The sequence below is a fragment of the Pseudomonas sp. NPDC089422 genome (genome assembly GCF_044749405.1).
GTDB lineage: Bacteria > Pseudomonadota > Gammaproteobacteria > Pseudomonadales > Pseudomonadaceae > Aquipseudomonas.
In genome coordinates this window covers 142,545-158,897 of record NZ_JBIVHW010000010.1, presented here as the reverse complement: position 1 = coordinate 158,897, position 16,353 = coordinate 142,545, and the positions used below count along the sequence as shown (strand labels likewise).

15 protein-coding genes are annotated in these 16,353 nt (G+C 63.9%); 4 read left to right on the top strand and 11 right to left on the bottom strand.

From position 1 onward, the window contains the following. Nucleotides 1-7: 7 nt before the first annotated feature. The gene (locus ACIPZ8_RS19750; RefSeq protein ID WP_400726482.1) at nucleotides 8-1,294 is read right to left on the bottom strand and encodes an MFS transporter; all 1,287 of its coding nucleotides are present in this window, start codon (nucleotides 1,292-1,294) and stop codon (nucleotides 8-10) included. Nucleotides 1,295-1,423: 129 nt separating this feature from the next. Here ACIPZ8_RS19750 and ACIPZ8_RS19745 point away from each other — a divergent pair, with 129 nt between their 5' ends. Then, nucleotides 1,424-2,338 (top strand): LysR family transcriptional regulator, encoded by a 915-nt coding sequence (locus ACIPZ8_RS19745; protein ID WP_400726479.1) that lies wholly within the window; start codon nucleotides 1,424-1,426, stop codon nucleotides 2,336-2,338. Nucleotides 2,339-2,619: 281 nt separating this feature from the next. Here the strand turns inward: ACIPZ8_RS19745 and ACIPZ8_RS19740 are convergent, their stop codons facing one another. Genes ACIPZ8_RS19740 through ACIPZ8_RS19730 form a run of 3 tightly spaced genes read right to left on the bottom strand, consistent with a single transcriptional unit; the run spans nucleotide 2,620 to nucleotide 4,439 of the window. Further along, nucleotides 2,620-3,141, bottom strand: coding sequence for a DUF2937 family protein (locus ACIPZ8_RS19740; protein WP_294338107.1), 522 nt, complete (start codon nucleotides 3,139-3,141; stop codon nucleotides 2,620-2,622). A gap of 9 nt (nucleotides 3,142-3,150) precedes the next feature. Then, nucleotides 3,151-3,924 (bottom strand): class II glutamine amidotransferase, encoded by a 774-nt coding sequence (locus ACIPZ8_RS19735; RefSeq protein WP_400726476.1) that lies wholly within the window; start codon nucleotides 3,922-3,924, stop codon nucleotides 3,151-3,153. A gap of 14 nt (nucleotides 3,925-3,938) precedes the next feature. Then, on the bottom strand, nucleotides 3,939-4,439 hold the full coding sequence (locus ACIPZ8_RS19730) for an MFS transporter (protein ID WP_400726473.1): 501 nt from the start codon (nucleotides 4,437-4,439) through the stop codon (nucleotides 3,939-3,941). A 91-nt stretch (nucleotides 4,440-4,530) separates the two neighbouring features. Here ACIPZ8_RS19730 and ACIPZ8_RS19725 point away from each other — a divergent pair, with 91 nt between their 5' ends. Then, the gene (locus ACIPZ8_RS19725) at nucleotides 4,531-6,573 is read left to right on the top strand and encodes a S9 family peptidase (protein ID WP_400726470.1); all 2,043 of its coding nucleotides are present in this window, start codon (nucleotides 4,531-4,533) and stop codon (nucleotides 6,571-6,573) included. Between the two features lie 298 nt (nucleotides 6,574-6,871). On the opposite strand, the gene ACIPZ8_RS19720 is transcribed toward ACIPZ8_RS19725, so the two are convergent. Further along, nucleotides 6,872-7,150 carry a hypothetical protein gene (locus ACIPZ8_RS19720; RefSeq protein WP_400726467.1) on the bottom strand — a complete coding sequence of 93 codons (279 nt, stop codon included), beginning with the start codon at nucleotides 7,148-7,150 and terminating at the stop codon, nucleotides 6,872-6,874. A gap of 132 nt (nucleotides 7,151-7,282) precedes the next feature. Here ACIPZ8_RS19720 and ACIPZ8_RS19715 point away from each other — a divergent pair, with 132 nt between their 5' ends. Continuing rightward, the gene (locus ACIPZ8_RS19715) at nucleotides 7,283-7,654 is read left to right on the top strand and encodes a YajD family HNH nuclease (RefSeq protein WP_023381762.1); all 372 of its coding nucleotides are present in this window, start codon (nucleotides 7,283-7,285) and stop codon (nucleotides 7,652-7,654) included. An 88-nt stretch (nucleotides 7,655-7,742) separates the two neighbouring features. Further along, complete coding sequence (locus tag ACIPZ8_RS19710) at nucleotides 7,743-8,213, top strand: RNA methyltransferase (protein WP_085675738.1); 471 nt, start codon at nucleotides 7,743-7,745, stop codon at nucleotides 8,211-8,213. 88 nt (nucleotides 8,214-8,301) lie between these two features. On the opposite strand, the gene ACIPZ8_RS19705 is transcribed toward ACIPZ8_RS19710, so the two are convergent. The 6 genes from ACIPZ8_RS19705 to gabP form a co-directional block, all read right to left on the bottom strand. Beyond that, nucleotides 8,302-9,792: an aldehyde dehydrogenase gene (locus ACIPZ8_RS19705; protein ID WP_400726464.1), complete on the bottom strand. Its 1,491-nt coding sequence runs from the start codon at nucleotides 9,790-9,792 to the stop codon at nucleotides 8,302-8,304. Between the two features lie 13 nt (nucleotides 9,793-9,805). After that, the gene (locus ACIPZ8_RS19700) at nucleotides 9,806-10,699 is read right to left on the bottom strand and encodes a dihydrodipicolinate synthase family protein (RefSeq protein WP_400726462.1); all 894 of its coding nucleotides are present in this window, start codon (nucleotides 10,697-10,699) and stop codon (nucleotides 9,806-9,808) included. A gap of 75 nt (nucleotides 10,700-10,774) precedes the next feature. Continuing rightward, a complete protein-coding gene (locus ACIPZ8_RS19695) occupies nucleotides 10,775-12,103 on the bottom strand; it encodes an MFS transporter (protein WP_400726459.1) in 1,329 nt (442 codons plus the stop codon). Nucleotides 12,104-12,286: 183 nt separating this feature from the next. Next, nucleotides 12,287-13,606: an NAD(P)/FAD-dependent oxidoreductase gene (locus ACIPZ8_RS19690; protein ID WP_400726456.1), complete on the bottom strand. Its 1,320-nt coding sequence runs from the start codon at nucleotides 13,604-13,606 to the stop codon at nucleotides 12,287-12,289. Between the two features lie 61 nt (nucleotides 13,607-13,667). Further along, the gene (locus ACIPZ8_RS19685; RefSeq protein WP_400726453.1) at nucleotides 13,668-14,384 is read right to left on the bottom strand and encodes a GntR family transcriptional regulator; all 717 of its coding nucleotides are present in this window, start codon (nucleotides 14,382-14,384) and stop codon (nucleotides 13,668-13,670) included. A gap of 455 nt (nucleotides 14,385-14,839) precedes the next feature. After that, nucleotides 14,840-16,237, bottom strand: coding sequence for a GABA permease (gabP, locus tag ACIPZ8_RS19680; RefSeq protein ID WP_400726450.1), 1,398 nt, complete (start codon nucleotides 16,235-16,237; stop codon nucleotides 14,840-14,842). Nucleotides 16,238-16,353 lie beyond the last annotated feature (116 nt).

Sequence of the window (16,353 nt, the reverse complement as noted above, 5' to 3'; positions counted from 1 at the left end):
GCCTACCTTAGCGCGCCTGAAGTTGTTTGCCGCGTGTTTCCGGCAGGCTCAGCGCCGCCACGATCACCACGCCATAGGACACCGCAGAGAACACGCCGATACCCAGGCCCAGGGGGATCTTCTCGCCAAGCAGGCCGATCAGCAGCGGGAACAAGGCAGCGATGACCTTGCCGATGTTGTAGCAGAAGCCCTGCCCCGAGCCACGCACCCGGGTCGGGAACAGTTCGGTCAGGAACGCGCCCATGCCGCTGAAGATGCCCGAGGCGAAGAAGCCCAGCGGGAAGCCCAGCCACAGCATCACGCCGTCACTGACCGGCAGCTGCGTGTACAGCAGCACGATGATGAACGAGCCCACGGCGAACAGGATGAAGTTCTTCTTGCGCCCCAGCAGGTCGGACAGGTACGCGCTGACCACATAACCGATGTAGGAGCCGACGATCACCATGGCCAGGTAGCCGCCGGTGCCCAGCACGCTCAGGCCGCGCTCGTTCTTGAGGAAGGTCGGCAGCCACGAGGTGATGGCGTAGTAACCGCCCAGCGCACCGGTGGTCAGCAGTGAGGCGCGTACGGTGGTCCAGAGCATGCCGGGGGCGAAGATCTCGTAGAAATGCGACGGCGCTTCGGCGGTTTCCCCGGCCTTGGCCTGGCGATACACCTCCGGGTCCTTGACCAGGCGGCGGACGAAGATCACGAAGATCGCCGGCACCAGGCCCAGCAGGAACAGCGCGCGCCAGGCCTGCTCTGCCGGCAGCCAGGAGAACAGCAGCGCATACAGGATCGCCGTCAGCCCCCAGCCAATGGCCCAGCCCGACTGCACCATGCCCACCGCCTTGCCGCGGTCCTGGGCACGGATCACCTCGCCGATCAGCACTGCGCCGGCGGTCCACTCGCCGCCAAAACCGAAGCCCATCAAAGTGCGGGCGATCAGCAGCTGCTCATAGTTCTGGGCGAAACCGCAGAGGAAGGTGAAGAAGGCGAACCACAGTACCGTCAGTTGCAGGGTGCGCACGCGGCCAATGCGGTCGGAGAGGATGCCGGCGATCCAGCCGCCGACGGCCGAGGCGATCAAGGTGCTGGTGTGGATCAGCCCGGCTTCTGCGGTGCTGATGCCCCACAGCATGATCAGCGTCGGGATGACGAAGCTGAGCATCTGCGTGTCCATGCCGTCCAGGCCATAGCCGATCTTGCAGCTCCAGAATGTGCGCCGTTGCTGTTGGTCGATGCCGCGGTACCAGGCGAACGGCCCGGTCGAAGGAGGGGATTGCACCTGCTGCTGCACGCCGCTTGGGTTCATGCTTGCCTCGGCTTGTTGGTATTGTTTTATGGGCGACGTCGGGTGTCGCGGCCTGAGCGTCATGTTCAAAGGCCCTGCTGCCTGAGTCCAACGAGAAAAACCGCCGGTCTGGAACAAGAAAAACTGATCATGAACCTTCGCTTCCTCGAAACCTTTGTCTGGGTCGCCCGCCTCAAAAGCTTCCGCCTTACCGCCGAGAAGCTGTTCACCACCCAGGCCTCGGTGTCCAGTCGCATTGCCGCGCTGGAGGCCGACCTTGGGGTGAAACTGCTGCTGCGCGACTCCCGAGGTGTCAGCCTGACGCCGGAAGGCAGCAAGGTGCTGGAGTACGCCGAGCGCATGCTCGACACGGCCAAGGCCATGAAGCAGTCGCTGGACAGCGACCGGGCCAAGGTCGGGCGCATTCGCGTCGGGGTGATGGACACGGTGATCCACACCTGGATGAGCGCGCTGGTGGCGGAGCTGACCGAGCGCTACCCGCAGGTGGAGATCGAACTGGTCGCCGACACCGCGCTGAACCTGCGCGAGCAGCTGCAGAAGGGCTTTCTCGACGTGATCCTGCAGACCGACCTGCTGCGCGAGCAATCGATCCGCAGCCAGGACCTGGCGCGCTACCCGATGGGTTGGGTGGTGGCGGCAGGTTCGGTGTACCACCGCGACTTTGCCTCGCTGGCCGAGCTGGGGCGCGAGCGGATTGTCACCTTTTCAAAGAACTCACGGCCGCACCAGGAGGTACTCAGCCTGCTGCAGGTGGCCGGGGCCGAGACACCGCGGTTGAACTGCGTGAACTCGGTGGCGGCTATCACCCGCTTGTTGCGTGACGGCTTCGGGGTTGGCGCCTTACCACCGGCCTTGGTGGATGCAGAGTTGAGCCGAGGTGAACTGGTGCTGCTGGAAGGCTTGCAGCCACCGCCGAGCCTGGAGCTGGTGGTGGCCTGGCAGACCGGGGTGGCGTTGGTGGATGAGGTGGTCGGGGTGTGTCGGCAGGTGCTGGAGCGGTATGCCCGGGATGTGGGTGGGCAGCGGATTGTGCTGGTTTCTTAGGGTTCGCCGTTGGGTTTTCTGCGCCTGTGAGATCGAGCGCCGCCCGCGCGGCGCATCGCAGGCAAGCCTGCTCCTACATCTGTTTCGGGCCAGTGAGTTCTGTGCCATTCGCGCGCGCACCCTTGGTGTATGGCTCGATATCGCATCGTGCAAACAAGGGCCCGCGCGCCATTGCCTCAGGAATAATTGGCCCGAAACAGATGTAGGAGCAGGCTTGCCTGCGATGCGCCGCGCGGGCGGCGCTCGATCTCACAGGCGCAGAAAACCTGAAGGCGAACCCATCAGCGCCAGCTCTCTTTCACCGCCTTGCGCCGCCCACCCAGGATCACCCAGCCAATCCCCAGCAACAGGCTCTCGACCACGAAAGCCAGCACAAACCCGGCCCCAACGCCCCAGCCGATCGCCTCGGGCACCAGCAGAATCTGGTAGCTGTACCCCTTGAGCGTCTCTTCGCGCAACTGTGGCTCCGGCTGCACCAGCACATGCCAGGTCCGGCTCACCCAGGAGCCTTGCAGCGCCTGCCATTCGTCTTCCAGCAGCTGATTGCGAATCAGCAGGCTTTCGATGCTGTTGGCGTCGCTGAGGAACACCGGGTCATCACTGGTCCGGTAATGCCGCACCAGCGCCTGCAGGTCGCCGTTGAAGAAGCGCTCGGCGGTCTGCTTGAAACCATCCAGCGCCTGGCGCGATTCGAACAGGTGCGCCTCGGCCCGCTGGCTGTAGTCCTTGACCAGCCCAGGCACCTGGATACCGGCCAGCAGGCCGAAGGTGAACAGCAGCAACCGCAGGTAACTTCTGAACATGCAGCGTCCTTAGCTCTGGCCTTGCACGACGCACTCGCCGTGTCGCCATAGGCCCCATTGACCGGGTTCGTAGCGCCGCCAGGTCTCGTTCTCGGTCAAAGCCTCGGTGGCGATCACCGTGACTACGTCATTGGGGGTGGTCTCGGTGTGAAAATCGACGATCAGGTCGACATCTTTCAAGCGCGCAGCACCAAACGGCGCACGCCGGGTAATGTGTACCAGCTTGGTCGAGCAGAAGCAGAACAGCCAGTCGCCGTCGCTGAGCAGGCAGTTGAACACGCCCTTGCCGCGATACTCGGCACAGGCTTCGACCAGCACCGGCAGCAGCTGTTCCACCTCGACCGGCTCGGGGAAGGCCGCGCGGATGCGGTTGAGCAGGTCGCAGAAGGCTACCTCGCTGTCGGTATCGCCCACCGGGCGATAGAAGGTCGCTTCGCCTTTGAAGTCACCGAGCTGGCCGTTGTGCGCGAAGCACCAATTGCGACCCCACATTTCGCGGACGAACGGGTGCGTGTTGGACAGGCACACGCGCCCGACGTTGGCCTGGCGGATATGGCCGATCACCACTTCGCTCTTGATCGGGTAGCGCTGCACCAGGTTGGCGACTTCCGATTCACTGCTCGCGGCCGGGTCCTGGAACAGGCGCAGGCCGCGCCCTTCGTAGAAACCGATGCCCCAGCCGTCGCGGTGCGGGCCGGTCCGCCCACCGCGCTGCATCAGGCCGGTGAAGCTGAAGACGATGTCGGTGGGGACGTTGGCACTCATGCCCAGCAGTTCGCACATGGGGGTGTCTCCGCTTACAGGCGTGGCTCGACCCGGCCGCGGCCGCCACTCGGTGCGGCAGGTGGCGGGTCGTCGCGGTAACGGTCATGGCGCTCGGCTGCCATGGGCGCGCCAGTGGTGACTGCATTGTCCTCGGCGGCACGGCGCTGGGCGGCGGCTTCGGCCTGCGCGCGGCGCTCGCGGGCGCGCTTCTCCAGCGGCCAGCGGATCAGCACGAAGACGATGTACAAGGCGAAGGCGATCATGCCGTACATGGCGAAATCGGAGATCGCCCGCCAGGCGTTGTTGCCGACCTTGAACGCAAGGTCCAGGGCGGTGATGGCGATCGCCGGGGCGAAGCTGTCCTTGACCGGGTCGACGATGGTCGGGGTCAGCAGCAGCACCGCCAGGATCACCCGCAGCGGTTCACGCAGCCAGCGCCACATCCAGCCGGTGAGCTTGAAGCCCACCAGCAGGCAGCCCAGGGCGGCGACAGCGTAGAGGCCCCAGGCGAAGGTGTAGTCGTTCTCGATCATGGTGTTCGTGCAAGCCAGGCAAAGAGATGCCTATGATAAACACTTTTCAGGGCGCAGACAGCGTCTCCCTGTCCCGGTCAAGAGATCCCCGATGCCAATCAAGCCCCAGCCCCCCATTGCCCGCCAGGACCAGGCCGCCGATCCCTATGCCTGGCTGCAGCAGCGCGACACCCAGGAAGTGCTCGATTACCTGCAGGCGGAAAACGCCTACCAGGAGGCCTGCCTGGCCGACCAGGCCGGGCTGCGCGAGCAGTTGTTCGAAGAGATCAAGGGCCGCATCCTCGAAACCGACCTCTCGCTGCCCTCGCCCTGGGGCCCGTACCTCTATTACACCCGCACCACCGCAGGCGACGAGTACCCGCGCCACTACCGCTGCCCACGCCCGGCGGACGACTCCAACACGGTCGATGAAAGCCAGGAACAACTGCTGCTCGACCCCAACGCCCTGGCCAACGGCGGCTTCCTGTCGCTGGGCGCGTTCAGTGTCAGCCCCGACCACCGCCTGCTGGCCTACAGCCTCGATACCAGCGGCGACGAAATCTACAGCCTGTACGTCAAGGACCTGACCAGCGGCAACCTGACTGCCCTGCCCTTCGATGACTGCGACGGCAGCATGACCTGGGCCAACGACAGCCAGACGCTGTTCTTCGCCGAACTGGACGATACCCACCGCCCCTGGCGCCTGCGTCGCCATACCCTCGGCGAGGCCGACGCGACCACGGTGTTCGAAGAGACCGACGGGCGCTTCTTCCTGCACTGCTATCGCACCAGCTCCGAGCGTCAGCTGGTGCTGCTGCTCAACTGCAAGACCACCAGCGAGGCCTGGGTGCTCGACGCCGAAACGCCACAGGCGGCATTCACCTGCCTGGCGCCACGGGTCGAGGGCCACGAGTACTTCCCCGACCACGGCCAGCTCGACGGCCAGTGGCGCTGGTTCATCCGCACCAATCAGGACGGCATCAACTTCGCCCTCTGCCATGCCCCGGCCACCCCTGTACCCGGCCGCGACCAGTGGCAGGTGCTGGTGCCGCACCGCGACGACATCATGCTCGAGGGCCTGAGCCTGAATGCCGACGCGCTGACCCTGAGCCTGCGCGAAGGTGGCCTGCCGATCATCGAAGTGCGCCCGCAGGGCCTGGCACCCTACCGGGTCGAATTGCCCGATGCGGCCTACAGCCTGTACGTGCAGGACAGCCTGGAGTTCGCCAGCCGCCGTGTGCGCCTGCGCTATGAGGCGCTCAATCGCCCGGCCCAGGTGCGCCAGCTGGAGCTGGCCACGGGCGCCCAGGAAGTTCTCAAGCAGACCCCGGTGCTCGGCCAGTTCGACGCCGACGACTACGTCAGCCAGCGCCTGTGGGCCACCGCGCCGGACGGTACCCAGGTACCGATCAGCCTGGTGCGCCGCCGCGAAGACCAGGGCAAGACCGTGCCGCTCTACCTGTATGGCTATGGCGCCTACGGCGAAAGCCTCGACCCGTGGTTCTCCCATGCCCGCCTGAGCCTGCTGCAACGCGGCGTGGCCTTCGCCATCGCCCACGTGCGCGGCGGCGGCGAGCTGGGGGAAGCCTGGTACCGCGCCGGCAAGCAGGAACACAAGCACAACACGTTCAGCGACTTCATCGCCTGTGCCGAACACCTGATCGCCCAGGGTGTGACCGCGCCAGAGCGCCTGGCCATCAGCGGCGGCAGCGCCGGCGGCCTGCTGATGGGCGCGGTGCTCAACCTGCGCCCTGAACTGTTCCGCTGCGCCATCGCCGAGGTACCGTTCGTCGACGTGCTCAATACCATGCTCGACCCCGAGCTGCCGCTGACCGTCACCGAGTACGACGAATGGGGCAACCCCGAGGAGCCCGAGGTGTATGCGCGCATCAAGGGCTATGCACCTTACGAGAACGTCAGCGCCCAGGCCTACCCGGCCATGCTGGTGGTGGCCGGCTACAACGACAGCCGCGTGCAGTACTGGGAGGCGGCCAAGTGGGTAGCGCGCCTGCGCACGCGCAAGACCGACGACAACCTGCTGCTGCTCAAGACCGAGATGGGTGCGGGGCATGGCGGGATGAGCGGGCGGTACCAGGGGCTGCGCGATGTGGCGCTTGAGTATGCGTTCGTGTTTGGTGAGTTGGGGGTGGTGTGAGGTTTCAAAGGGTTCGCCGTTAGGTTTTCAGCGCCTGCGAGACCGAGCGCCGCCCGCGCGGCGCATCGCAGGCAAGCCTGCTCCTACATCTGTTTCGGGCCAATCAATCCTGAGCCATTGGCGCGCGGGCTCTTGTTTGTACGGCGCGATATCGAGTCATACGCTAAGGGGTACGCGCGCCGATGCCACAGGACTCACTGGCCCGAAACAGATGTAGGAGCAGGCTTGCCTGCGATGCGCCGCGCGGGCGGCGCTCGGTCTCACAGCCGCCGAAGAACCAAAGGCGAACCTTATAGCCCTAATCATCCTGCGCAGGCGCCTTCACCGGTTCCTGGTGCAGGCCCGGCAAATCCTGGTCCTTCGGCGGCCCCGGCACCGGCATCGGCGGCAACAGCGGCGCACCCGGCGTACTGTCGTAGGCCTTGGGCGGCGTGCTCGGGGTGATCTGCGGGTAAGGCGTGGGCGTCGGCGTGCCCGGCGCACCGGGCACCGGGGTGTTCAGCCGGGGTGGCGTGCCTGCCGCTTCGGCCAGGGGCATGGCGGCGACAAGCAGCGCGGCGAGGATCGCATGGAACATCAGCAACCTCCTGTCGGGAACCTCTGTACAGGCTACGCCGATATTCGAGTTTTCGCCTGTCCGCCTGCCCCGCAAGCGCGCTAGACTCAATGGCATAACCGTCATCTGCCTGATCAGAACAAAGGAAACACCATGAGTTCGGCTTCCACCTCCGCCGCCACCGCCCGCCTCGATCGCATCCTCGCCGACGCCAAGCGCGACAAGGAGATGGGCTACCGCGACAAAGCCCTGAAAATGTACCCGCACGTGTGCGGCCGCTGCGCCCGTGAGTTCTCCGGCAAGCGCCTGAGCGAGCTGACCGTGCACCACCGTGACCACAACCACGACAACAACCCGCAGGACGGCTCCAACTGGGAGCTGCTGTGCCTGTACTGCCACGACAATGAACACTCGCGCTACACCGACCAGCAGTACTTCAGCGAAGGCTCGACCAGCACCCCGAGCATCGCCAAGGCCACCCACAACCCGTTCGCCGGGCTGGCGGGCATGCTGAAAAAGGACTGATCGTCGCGACTCCTGTCGGTGCAAATCCCCACCCCCGCCGGCAAGCCCGTATAATCGCGCTCTTTTTTTTCGCGAAGGGCCCCGGCACGTGGCAAACAAACGGTACAGCTGCATCGGCCTGTTCAACCCCAAGTCTGCCGAGAACGTCGGTTCGGTGATGCGCGCAGCGGGTTGCTACGGCGTCAACTCGGTGTTCTACACCGGCAAACGCTATGAACGCGCGCGTGACTTCGTCACCGACACCAAGCGCGTGCACTACGACATTCCGCTGATCGGCATCGACGACCTGCAACGCATCATTCCCCTGGGCTGCACGCCAGTGGCGGTGGAGCTGGTGGACGGCGCCCGGCCGCTGCCGGAATACACCCACCCCGATCGGGCGATCTATATCTTCGGGCCTGAGGATGGCTCGTTGAGCGAGGATGTGCGCGGGTGGTGCGAAGAGACCATCTACATCCCCACCGAAGGCTGCATGAACCTGGCGGCGACGGTGAATGTGGTGCTGTATGACCGCATGGCCAAGGGGCTGAATACCCGTTCGGGCCCCAAATTCAAATGAAAGACAAATAAAAAAGCCGCCCATGCAGTAAAACTGCAAGGGCGGCCAGGTGCTGAGCTCCGTCAGAACAGCACCGGTCTTGCTCAGATCACGAAGCGTTGATCCAGATGGTCTTCAGCTCCGTGTACTGGTCATGGGCCCAGATGGACTTGTCGCGCCCACCAAAACCAGACTCCTTGTAGCCACCGAACGGCGTGGTGACATCACCCTCACCGAAGCAGTTGACCGTCACCACGCCCGCGCGGATTTCACGCGACAGGCGCAGCGCATTGCGCAGGCTGCCGGTGTAGGCCGAAGCGGCCAGGCCGTAGACGGTGTCGTTGGCCAGCTCGATCGCTTCGTCGATGGTCTCGAAGCTGGTCACGCTCAGCACCGGGCCAAAGATTTCCTCGACGAACAGCTTGTTGTCGCGGCCAACGTTGTCGACGATGGTCGGCTGCACGAACACGCCATCTTCGGTCTCGCCGCCCTGAACGATGCTGAGTTTCTGCTCGGCAGCGTATTCCAGGTACGACTTGACCTTCTCGAAATGCGACTTGCTGACCATGGCGCCCAGGCGATTGTCCGGGTCGAGCGGGTCGCCCAGCTTCCAGTCCTTCAGGTGCTTGGCGATCAGACCCAGCAGCTCGTCCTTCACGTCCTTGTGCACGATCAGGCGCGACGAGGCGGAGCAGTTCTCGCCCATGTTCCAGAACGCACCGGCGGTGACGAACTGGGCCACTTCGTCGAGGTCTTCGCAGTCGTTCATGACCACGGCCGGGTTCTTGCCACCCAGCTCCAGGACGATGCGCTTGAGGTTGGACTCGGCAGCGTACTTCAGGAACAGGCGACCGGTATCGGTCGAACCGGTGAAGCTGACCATCGGGATGTCCATGTGACGACCGATGGCTTCGCCCACTTCGCGACCGCCGCCAGGCACCAGGTTGAAAACACCCGCCGGGATGCCGGCTTCATGGGCCAGCTCGGCCACGCGCAGGGCGCTGAGGGTGGTTTCCTTGGCCGGCTTGACCACGATCGAGCAACCGGCGGCCAGCGACGGGGCGATCTTCCAGGCCAGCATCAGCAGCGGGAAGTTCCATGGCAGCACCAGGCCGACCACGCCGATGGCTTCACGTACCACCATGGTCACGGCGGCATTGCCGGTCGGGGCGGTGGCGTCGTAGATCTTGTCGATCAGCTCGGCGTGCCAGCGAATGGTGTGGATGGTCTCCGGCACGTCGACGGTCTGGCACTCGCTGACCGGCTTGCCGCTGTCCAGGGCTTCCAGCACCGCCAGCTCGTGGGCGTTGTCTTCCAGCAGCTGGGCGAACTTCTGCAGCACGTGCTTGCGGTCGTTCGGCTGCATCTTCGACCAGGTGCCCTCTTCGAACACGCGCTTGGCTGCGGCCACGGCGACATTGACGTCGTTCACGTCGCAGGCGGCGACCTCGGCCAGCTGCTTGCCGGTGGCCGGGTTGGTGGTGACGAAAGTGCGCCCCGAGATGGCATCGCGGAATTCACCGTCGATGAATGCCTTGGTGCGCAATTGCAGGTCGGCGGCGATGGCCGCGTATTGTTCCTTGCTCAGCAATTCAGCCATTTTTCCAGCCTCCTTATTTGATCTGGGCGATGGTGGCCTTCAGTTCGCTGACCACGCGCTGCAGCTCCTGCTTCTCGGCAGCGTCGAGGTCGTACAGCGGCTTGCGTACGCCGCCGGTGCTCAGGCCGTTGAGGGCGCAGCCGTACTTGATCGACTGGACGAACTTGCCACCTTCGAGGAAGTCCATCAGCGGCATCATGGCAGCCATGATCTTGCGGCCCTTGTCGAAGTCCTTCTCGATCACGCAGGCCTCGTACAGAGCCACGTGCTCGCGCGGGATGAAGTTGGAGCCGGCGCAGACCCAGCTCTTGGCGCCCCAGGCGAAGAATTCCAGGGCCTGGTCGTCCCAGCCGCACGACAGCTGGATGTTCGGGCGCTTGATGGCCAGGCGGTGCAGCTGGGCCATGTCACCGGAGCTTTCCTTGATGGCGACGATGTTCTTCACGTCGGCCACGGCGTCGAAGAACTCTTCACCCATGCTCACGCTCATGCGGCCCGGGTAGTTGTAGAGCATGATCGGCAAGCCGGCGGCGGCGTCGACGGCTTTGACGTGCAGGGCGATTTCCTGCTGGGTCGGCAGCGCGTACGGCGGGGTGCCGACCAGCAGCGCGTCAGCCTTGATTTCCTTGGCGTGCTGGGCGAAGGCCACGGCGTCTTCGGTGCGGATACCACCGGTGCCGACGATCAGTGGCAGGCGGCCGTTGAGCACGTCCTTGGCCTGGGCGGCCAGTTCGATGCGCTCCTGGGTGGTGTGGGCGTAGTACTCGCCGGTGGAGCCGCCGATGATGACGCCGTGGATCTTCGACTCGACCAGGTATTCGAGCACTTCGGCGAACGCCGCCTTGTCGATCGAGCCGTCCGCAGCCAGCGGAGTGATTGCCGGGGTGTAGATGCCTTCGAATTTCACGGTAGGTTCTCCAGTGCGTTGATCAGTGTTGTAAAGGCCACGACGGATCGACGCCGTGGCGGGTTGTCAGTCAACTCAGCCCAGCGAAGCGGCCTGTTGCAGGTTCAGCGAACGGGTTTCCGGGGCCAGCGCGACCGAGAAGGCCAGGCCGACGAAGGTCACGGCGGCAGCGGCATACATGGTTGCGCCGATGCCATAGCTATCCAGGGCGATAGGGACCAGCCAGGTGCCGACGGCGGCACCGATCCGCGACATCGAGGTGCCTACGCCCACGGCACCAGCACGAATTTCGGTGGGGAACAGTTCGTTCGGGTAAACCAGTTGCAGCACCTGGGCACCACCAATGAACAAGGCGTAGGCGCCGAACAGCACGAGGATGAGCATCTCGTTGCCGTTGCTGAAGGCACCCAGGCCAAGCAGTGCCAGCCCCGACCAGAAGAAGCTGTGCAACAGCGTGGTGCGCCGACCGAGGGTGTTCAGCAGGCGAGTGCCGATGATGCAGCCGACCACGAACAGGCAGGTGATGGCCACCGAACCGATCGCCGCCCAGTCCCCTTTCAGGTTCAGCGCTCCCAGTACTTTCGGAGCGAAAGCGTAGACGGCGAACACCGGGATCACAGAGCAAGTCCAGAACATGGTGACGAACAGCATGCGCTTGCCGTAGCCGGAGTGCAGCAGGCTGAGGAACGACAGCTTGCGGGTCTTCGGTTCCTCAGGCAGGTTGTTCAGGCTGAAGCCGTTGCCATACACCTGCTTGATCACCTGCTCGGCCTCGGCCGAACGGCCCTTGCTGATCAGCCAGCGCGGCGATTCCGGGGTGCCCAGGCGGATGGCGAACAGCAGCGCACCAATCACCGCAGCACTGGCCAGCACCAGGCGCCAGGCATCATCGCCACCGTGGCGCAGGATGGCTTCACCGACCATGTAGGCCGTGGCGGCACCGGCGAACCACAGCACGGTCAGGGTGGCCAGGCGCGGGCCGCGGTTTTTCTTGGGCAGGAACTCGACCAGCAGCGAAGTCGCCACCGGATACTCGATGCCCACCGCGATGCCGATGACGAAGCGCAACAGGAACAAGGTCAGCGCCGACTCCACCCAGAACTGCGCGACCGAAGCCAGCATGAACAGGACCGGGCCGACGAAGAACACCCGTTTGCGGCCCAGGCGGTCGGTCAGCCAGCCGCCAAAGAAGCCACCGAAGAAGATGCCGATCAACGCCGAGGCGGCGATCATGCCCTGCCAGAAGCTGGTCAGGTTGAGGCCTGCGGACATCTGCACCATGGCCACGCCAATGATGCTCAGCACATAGCCATCGACGAACGAACCGCCACCGGAACGCAAGGTCAGCAACTGGTGGAAGTTGTTGATCGGTACATCTTCAATCGAAATATTCGGACTTGTCATTGTTGTTCCTGCCACTTCTTCTGCGTGCACATATTCAAGGCGAGCGCGCCCGCGAAACTGAAAACAACCTTCAGCCCCGGGTGATCGGACTACTCGGCTCGATCATCGATTTCGGGCAAAGCGAGCCCGTGCCGGTTAAATACGACCGGCTTGAAAAGTTCTTGGGTCTAACTCAAATAACGGTCAGCTTTCCTTGCCAGCGCGGAACTGCCCCCACATAAGGTTAGCGTTCAAGCCCAGGGAAACCAGGGGCTGCGGCGGGTTCGCACAAGGCCCGGGGGCATTGAGCAGAAACTCGATCAGTTCGTTCTTGTCACCGGCCAGCCAGTCGGCCAGCAACTTGCCGGTGACCGTGCCACGGGTAACGCCCAGGCCGTTGCAGCACAATGCGCCCACCACATTCGGCGCCAACTTGCCGAAGAACCCCATGTGGTTGCGCGACAAGGCCAGCGCACCACCCCAGGTATATTCGAAGTTCACCCCGGGCAACATCGGAAAGCGCCGGGCAAAGGATTCGCGGTGGCGCTCGACGAAGCGTTCCAGGTATTTGCGATTGCTGCGCCCGTCCGGGTTGTAGCTGAAGCTGTTACGGATCAGCAGGCGGTTGTCGACGGTACGGCGCATGGTGGTGCCGAACGGGTCGGCCGGGATCACGCCCCAGTAGGGCTTGCCGCCCAGGCGCGCCTGCTCGTCCTCGGTCAGCGGGCGGGTGATGCTGCCGTAGGTGAACACTGGCAGCATGCGGCCCTTGAGGAAGCCGAAGCTCATGCCGAAGGCATTGGTGGTGAGTACCAGCTTGTCGGCGGTGATCGAGCCATTGGCGTGGCGCAGCACGACCTTGTCGCCGTACTCGACGTCGGTGATCGGTGTGTGTTCGTAGAGGGAGACGTTGCTTGGCAGGCTGTCGGCCAGGCCCTTCACCAGTGCCGAAGGCTGCAGCAATGCAGTGCCGGGCGTGAACAGGCCCTTGCGGTAGAAGTGGGTGCCGATGTGCTCGGGCAGGTCGCGACCTTCGATCACTTCGTAGGGCTGGCCAAGCTTGTCCAGGCCACGGCGATAGGCATCCAGCACGGCAATGCCACGGTCTTCGATGGCGGCCTGGTACTTGCCGCAATGGCGGAACTGGCACTCGATGTCGTAGCGCTCGATCAGTTCCTTGAGGTACGACTGGCCACCCAGGTTGAGCTTGAGGATGGTCTTGGCGATGTCGATGTCGCCGATGTAGTCCTCGGCACCAATGTCGTGCGGCAGGTCGATGGCGAAACCGGCGTTGCGCCCGGAGGTGCCGAAACCGACCTCCTGGGCCTCGATCAGCACGACCTCGTCGTTGGGGAAGTTCGTTGCCAGCTGGCGTGCAGCCGCCAGGCCGGTGAAACCGGCGCCGACCACCACCCAGCGCGCCTGGCTGTGGCCACTGTGGGCCGGCCTTGGCGTGCGAGGTTTGCTCAGGTGATACCAGCCACAGGTGGCATCATCGGCAGGTAACGAACTTATTCTTGTCATGTCACTAACCTGGTTCTTGTTTTCGACTGGTGGTCAGCGCCGGTGGCGACGACCGGGTAATTCATATCTGAATCGGCACATCCAGCCCTTGCGGTGCGGCGTATTCGGCCATGCGCCGACGCGACAGCTCGAAGTGCTCGCGCACCAGATGACCGGCGGCCTGTGGGTCGCGGCGCTCGATCGCCTCGATCATCTGCTCGTGCTGTTCGCAGGCGACTTCGAGGTCACGCTGCATGTCGTCAGTGGTCGGGTGGCGGTAGAAGATCTTGCCCAGGCGGGTATGGTCGATCAGCAGGCGGCGCAGGCTCGGCAGCAGGTAGTCGTTGTGCGCCATCTTGCCGATTTCCAGGTGAAAGGCGTCGTTGTAGAGCACGCGGTTTTCCACGTCGCGCTCCTCGATGGCCTGGCGGAACTGGGCCTGGATGCCCTTGAGCACTTCGATTTCCGCCTCGCTCGCGTACGTCGCGGCCAACTGGGTGGTGGCCACGTAGATCAGCGGCGCGGCAACGTAGAAGCTGTGCAGCGACTCGTGGTTCATGGCGGCGACACGTGGCGCGCGGTTGGCTTCCAGCTCGATGTAGCCTTCGGCGGCAATCTGGCGCAGCAGCTCACGGACCGGGGGGCGCGACAAGCCAAACTCATCGCACAGGGCCAGTTCGTCCACCACGGCGCCCGGGGCCAGTTCCATGCTCAGGATCCGGCGGCGCAGCGCTTCGGCCAGGACGGCTTTGCGGTCCTGCGGCACTTCTGCAGCGAGTGGTTGGACGGTGGCTTTCATGGCGGCCTTCTTTGTTGTCATAGCGCTATGTCTACTATTTGTATAACGACTATAGGGCACTGTTAGACAATGTGTCTACAGCATTTTCGATGAACGGTGAAATCTCTCGGGGCCCTTGTTTCAAAGGGTTTTAGGGCTTTGCAGGGGTGAGATTAAACACCCTCGAGGCTGCATTGCCAAACCGGACAGGTAATTATCCAGACCAGACAGATCTTAGATTTTCAGCGTCTGTACGACCGAGCGCCGCCCGCGCGGCGCATCGCAGGCAAGCCTGCTCCTACATCTGTTTCGGGCCAGTAATGCCTGTGCCATTGGCGTGCGTACCCTTTGCACATGGGGCCGCGCGCCAATTCTTCAGGATGGATTGGCCCGAAACAGATGTAGGAGCAGGCTTGCCTGCGATGCGCCGCGCGGGCGGCGCTCGATTTCACAGGCAGCAGAAAACGTTCGTCGTACTACACAGCAGCCAATGCCTCCCGCCGCTCATGCCGCTTGCTGGTAATCACGCCCAGCACCAGGATCACCAGCGCCAGGGCCAAGGTCAACGACACCTCCATGCGGTGTTGCGGCATCACGAACATGGTGCCCAGGGCGAACACGATGAAGCCGATCACCGCATAGGTCAGCCACGGATACAGCCACATCTTGAAGGCGATCTCGACGTTCTGCCGCTGCAGGATGGCGCGCATGCGCAGCTGCGAGAAGGCGATGGCCAGGTACACCAGCAAGGCGATCGAGCCGGAGCTGGCCAGCAGGAAGGCGAACACCTCGGCCGGTGCGAAGTAGTTGACGATGGTCGCCAGCATGCCGATCAGCGTGCTGCCGATCACGGCCGCGCGGGGCACGCCAACCTTGGAGGTGCGCTGGATGAAGCCCGGGGCGTCACCGCGCTTGCTCAGCGAATAGAGCATGCGCGAGGAAATGTAGATCGACGAGTTCAGGCAGCTGGCCACCGCCACCAGCACCACCATGTCCACCAGCAGCTTGGCATACGGGATGTGCATGATTTCCAGCGCACGCTGATAGGAACCCTGCACCGGCAGCAGCGGGTCGTTCCACGGCACTACCGAGATGATCACGAAGATCGACAGCAGGTAGAACACGCTGATGCGCCAGATCACCGAGCGAGTGGCCTTGGCGATGTTGCGTGCCGGGTCCTTGGATTCCGACGCGGCGATGGTTACCGCTTCGGTACCCAGGTAGCTGAACATGGTGGTGAGCAAGGCGCCGATGATCGCCGTCCAGCCGTTGGGCATGAACCCGCCCTGCGCTTCCAGCAGGCGCGGCAGGCCGCTGACTTCACGGCCCGGCAACACGCCGGCCAATGCGGCGGCACCCAGGGCGATGAAGGCGACGATGGCGATGACCTTGAGCATGGCGAACCAGAACTCGAATTCACCGTACTTGGCCACGCTGAACAGGTTGGTGGCGGTCAGCAGCACGGTCATGCTCAGGGCGAAGAACCAGGCATCGATGTGCGGGAACCAGTTGTTGAGCACCACGCCGGCGGCGATGGCTTCGATGGGGATGACCAGTACCCAGAACCACCAGTACAGCCATCCGATGGTGAACCCGGCCCAGCGCCCGATGGCGCGGTCGGCATAGGTGGAGAAGGAGCCTGTGTCGGGGCTGGCGACCGCCATTTCGCCGAGCATGCGCATTACCAGTACCACCAGGGCACCGGCCAGTGCATAGGCGATGATGGCTGAAGGGCCTGCGGCAGCGATGGCGTGCCCGGAGCCGATGAACAGCCCGGCGCCGATGACCCCGGCGATGGAAAGCATGGTCACGTGGCGTTGCTTGAAGCCTTGCGCCAGCTGATTGCCGGCGCCACTCGCGCTTGTCATTGTCATCCTGATCCCTGCTGTTGTTTTTTTGTGGAGGGGGACGTGAAGCTCCTGGGTCGAAACCCAGCGTGGATGAGCTTCGCGCGGGGACAAGTTAATCCTGCATGAGCGCGCTTCAGTTG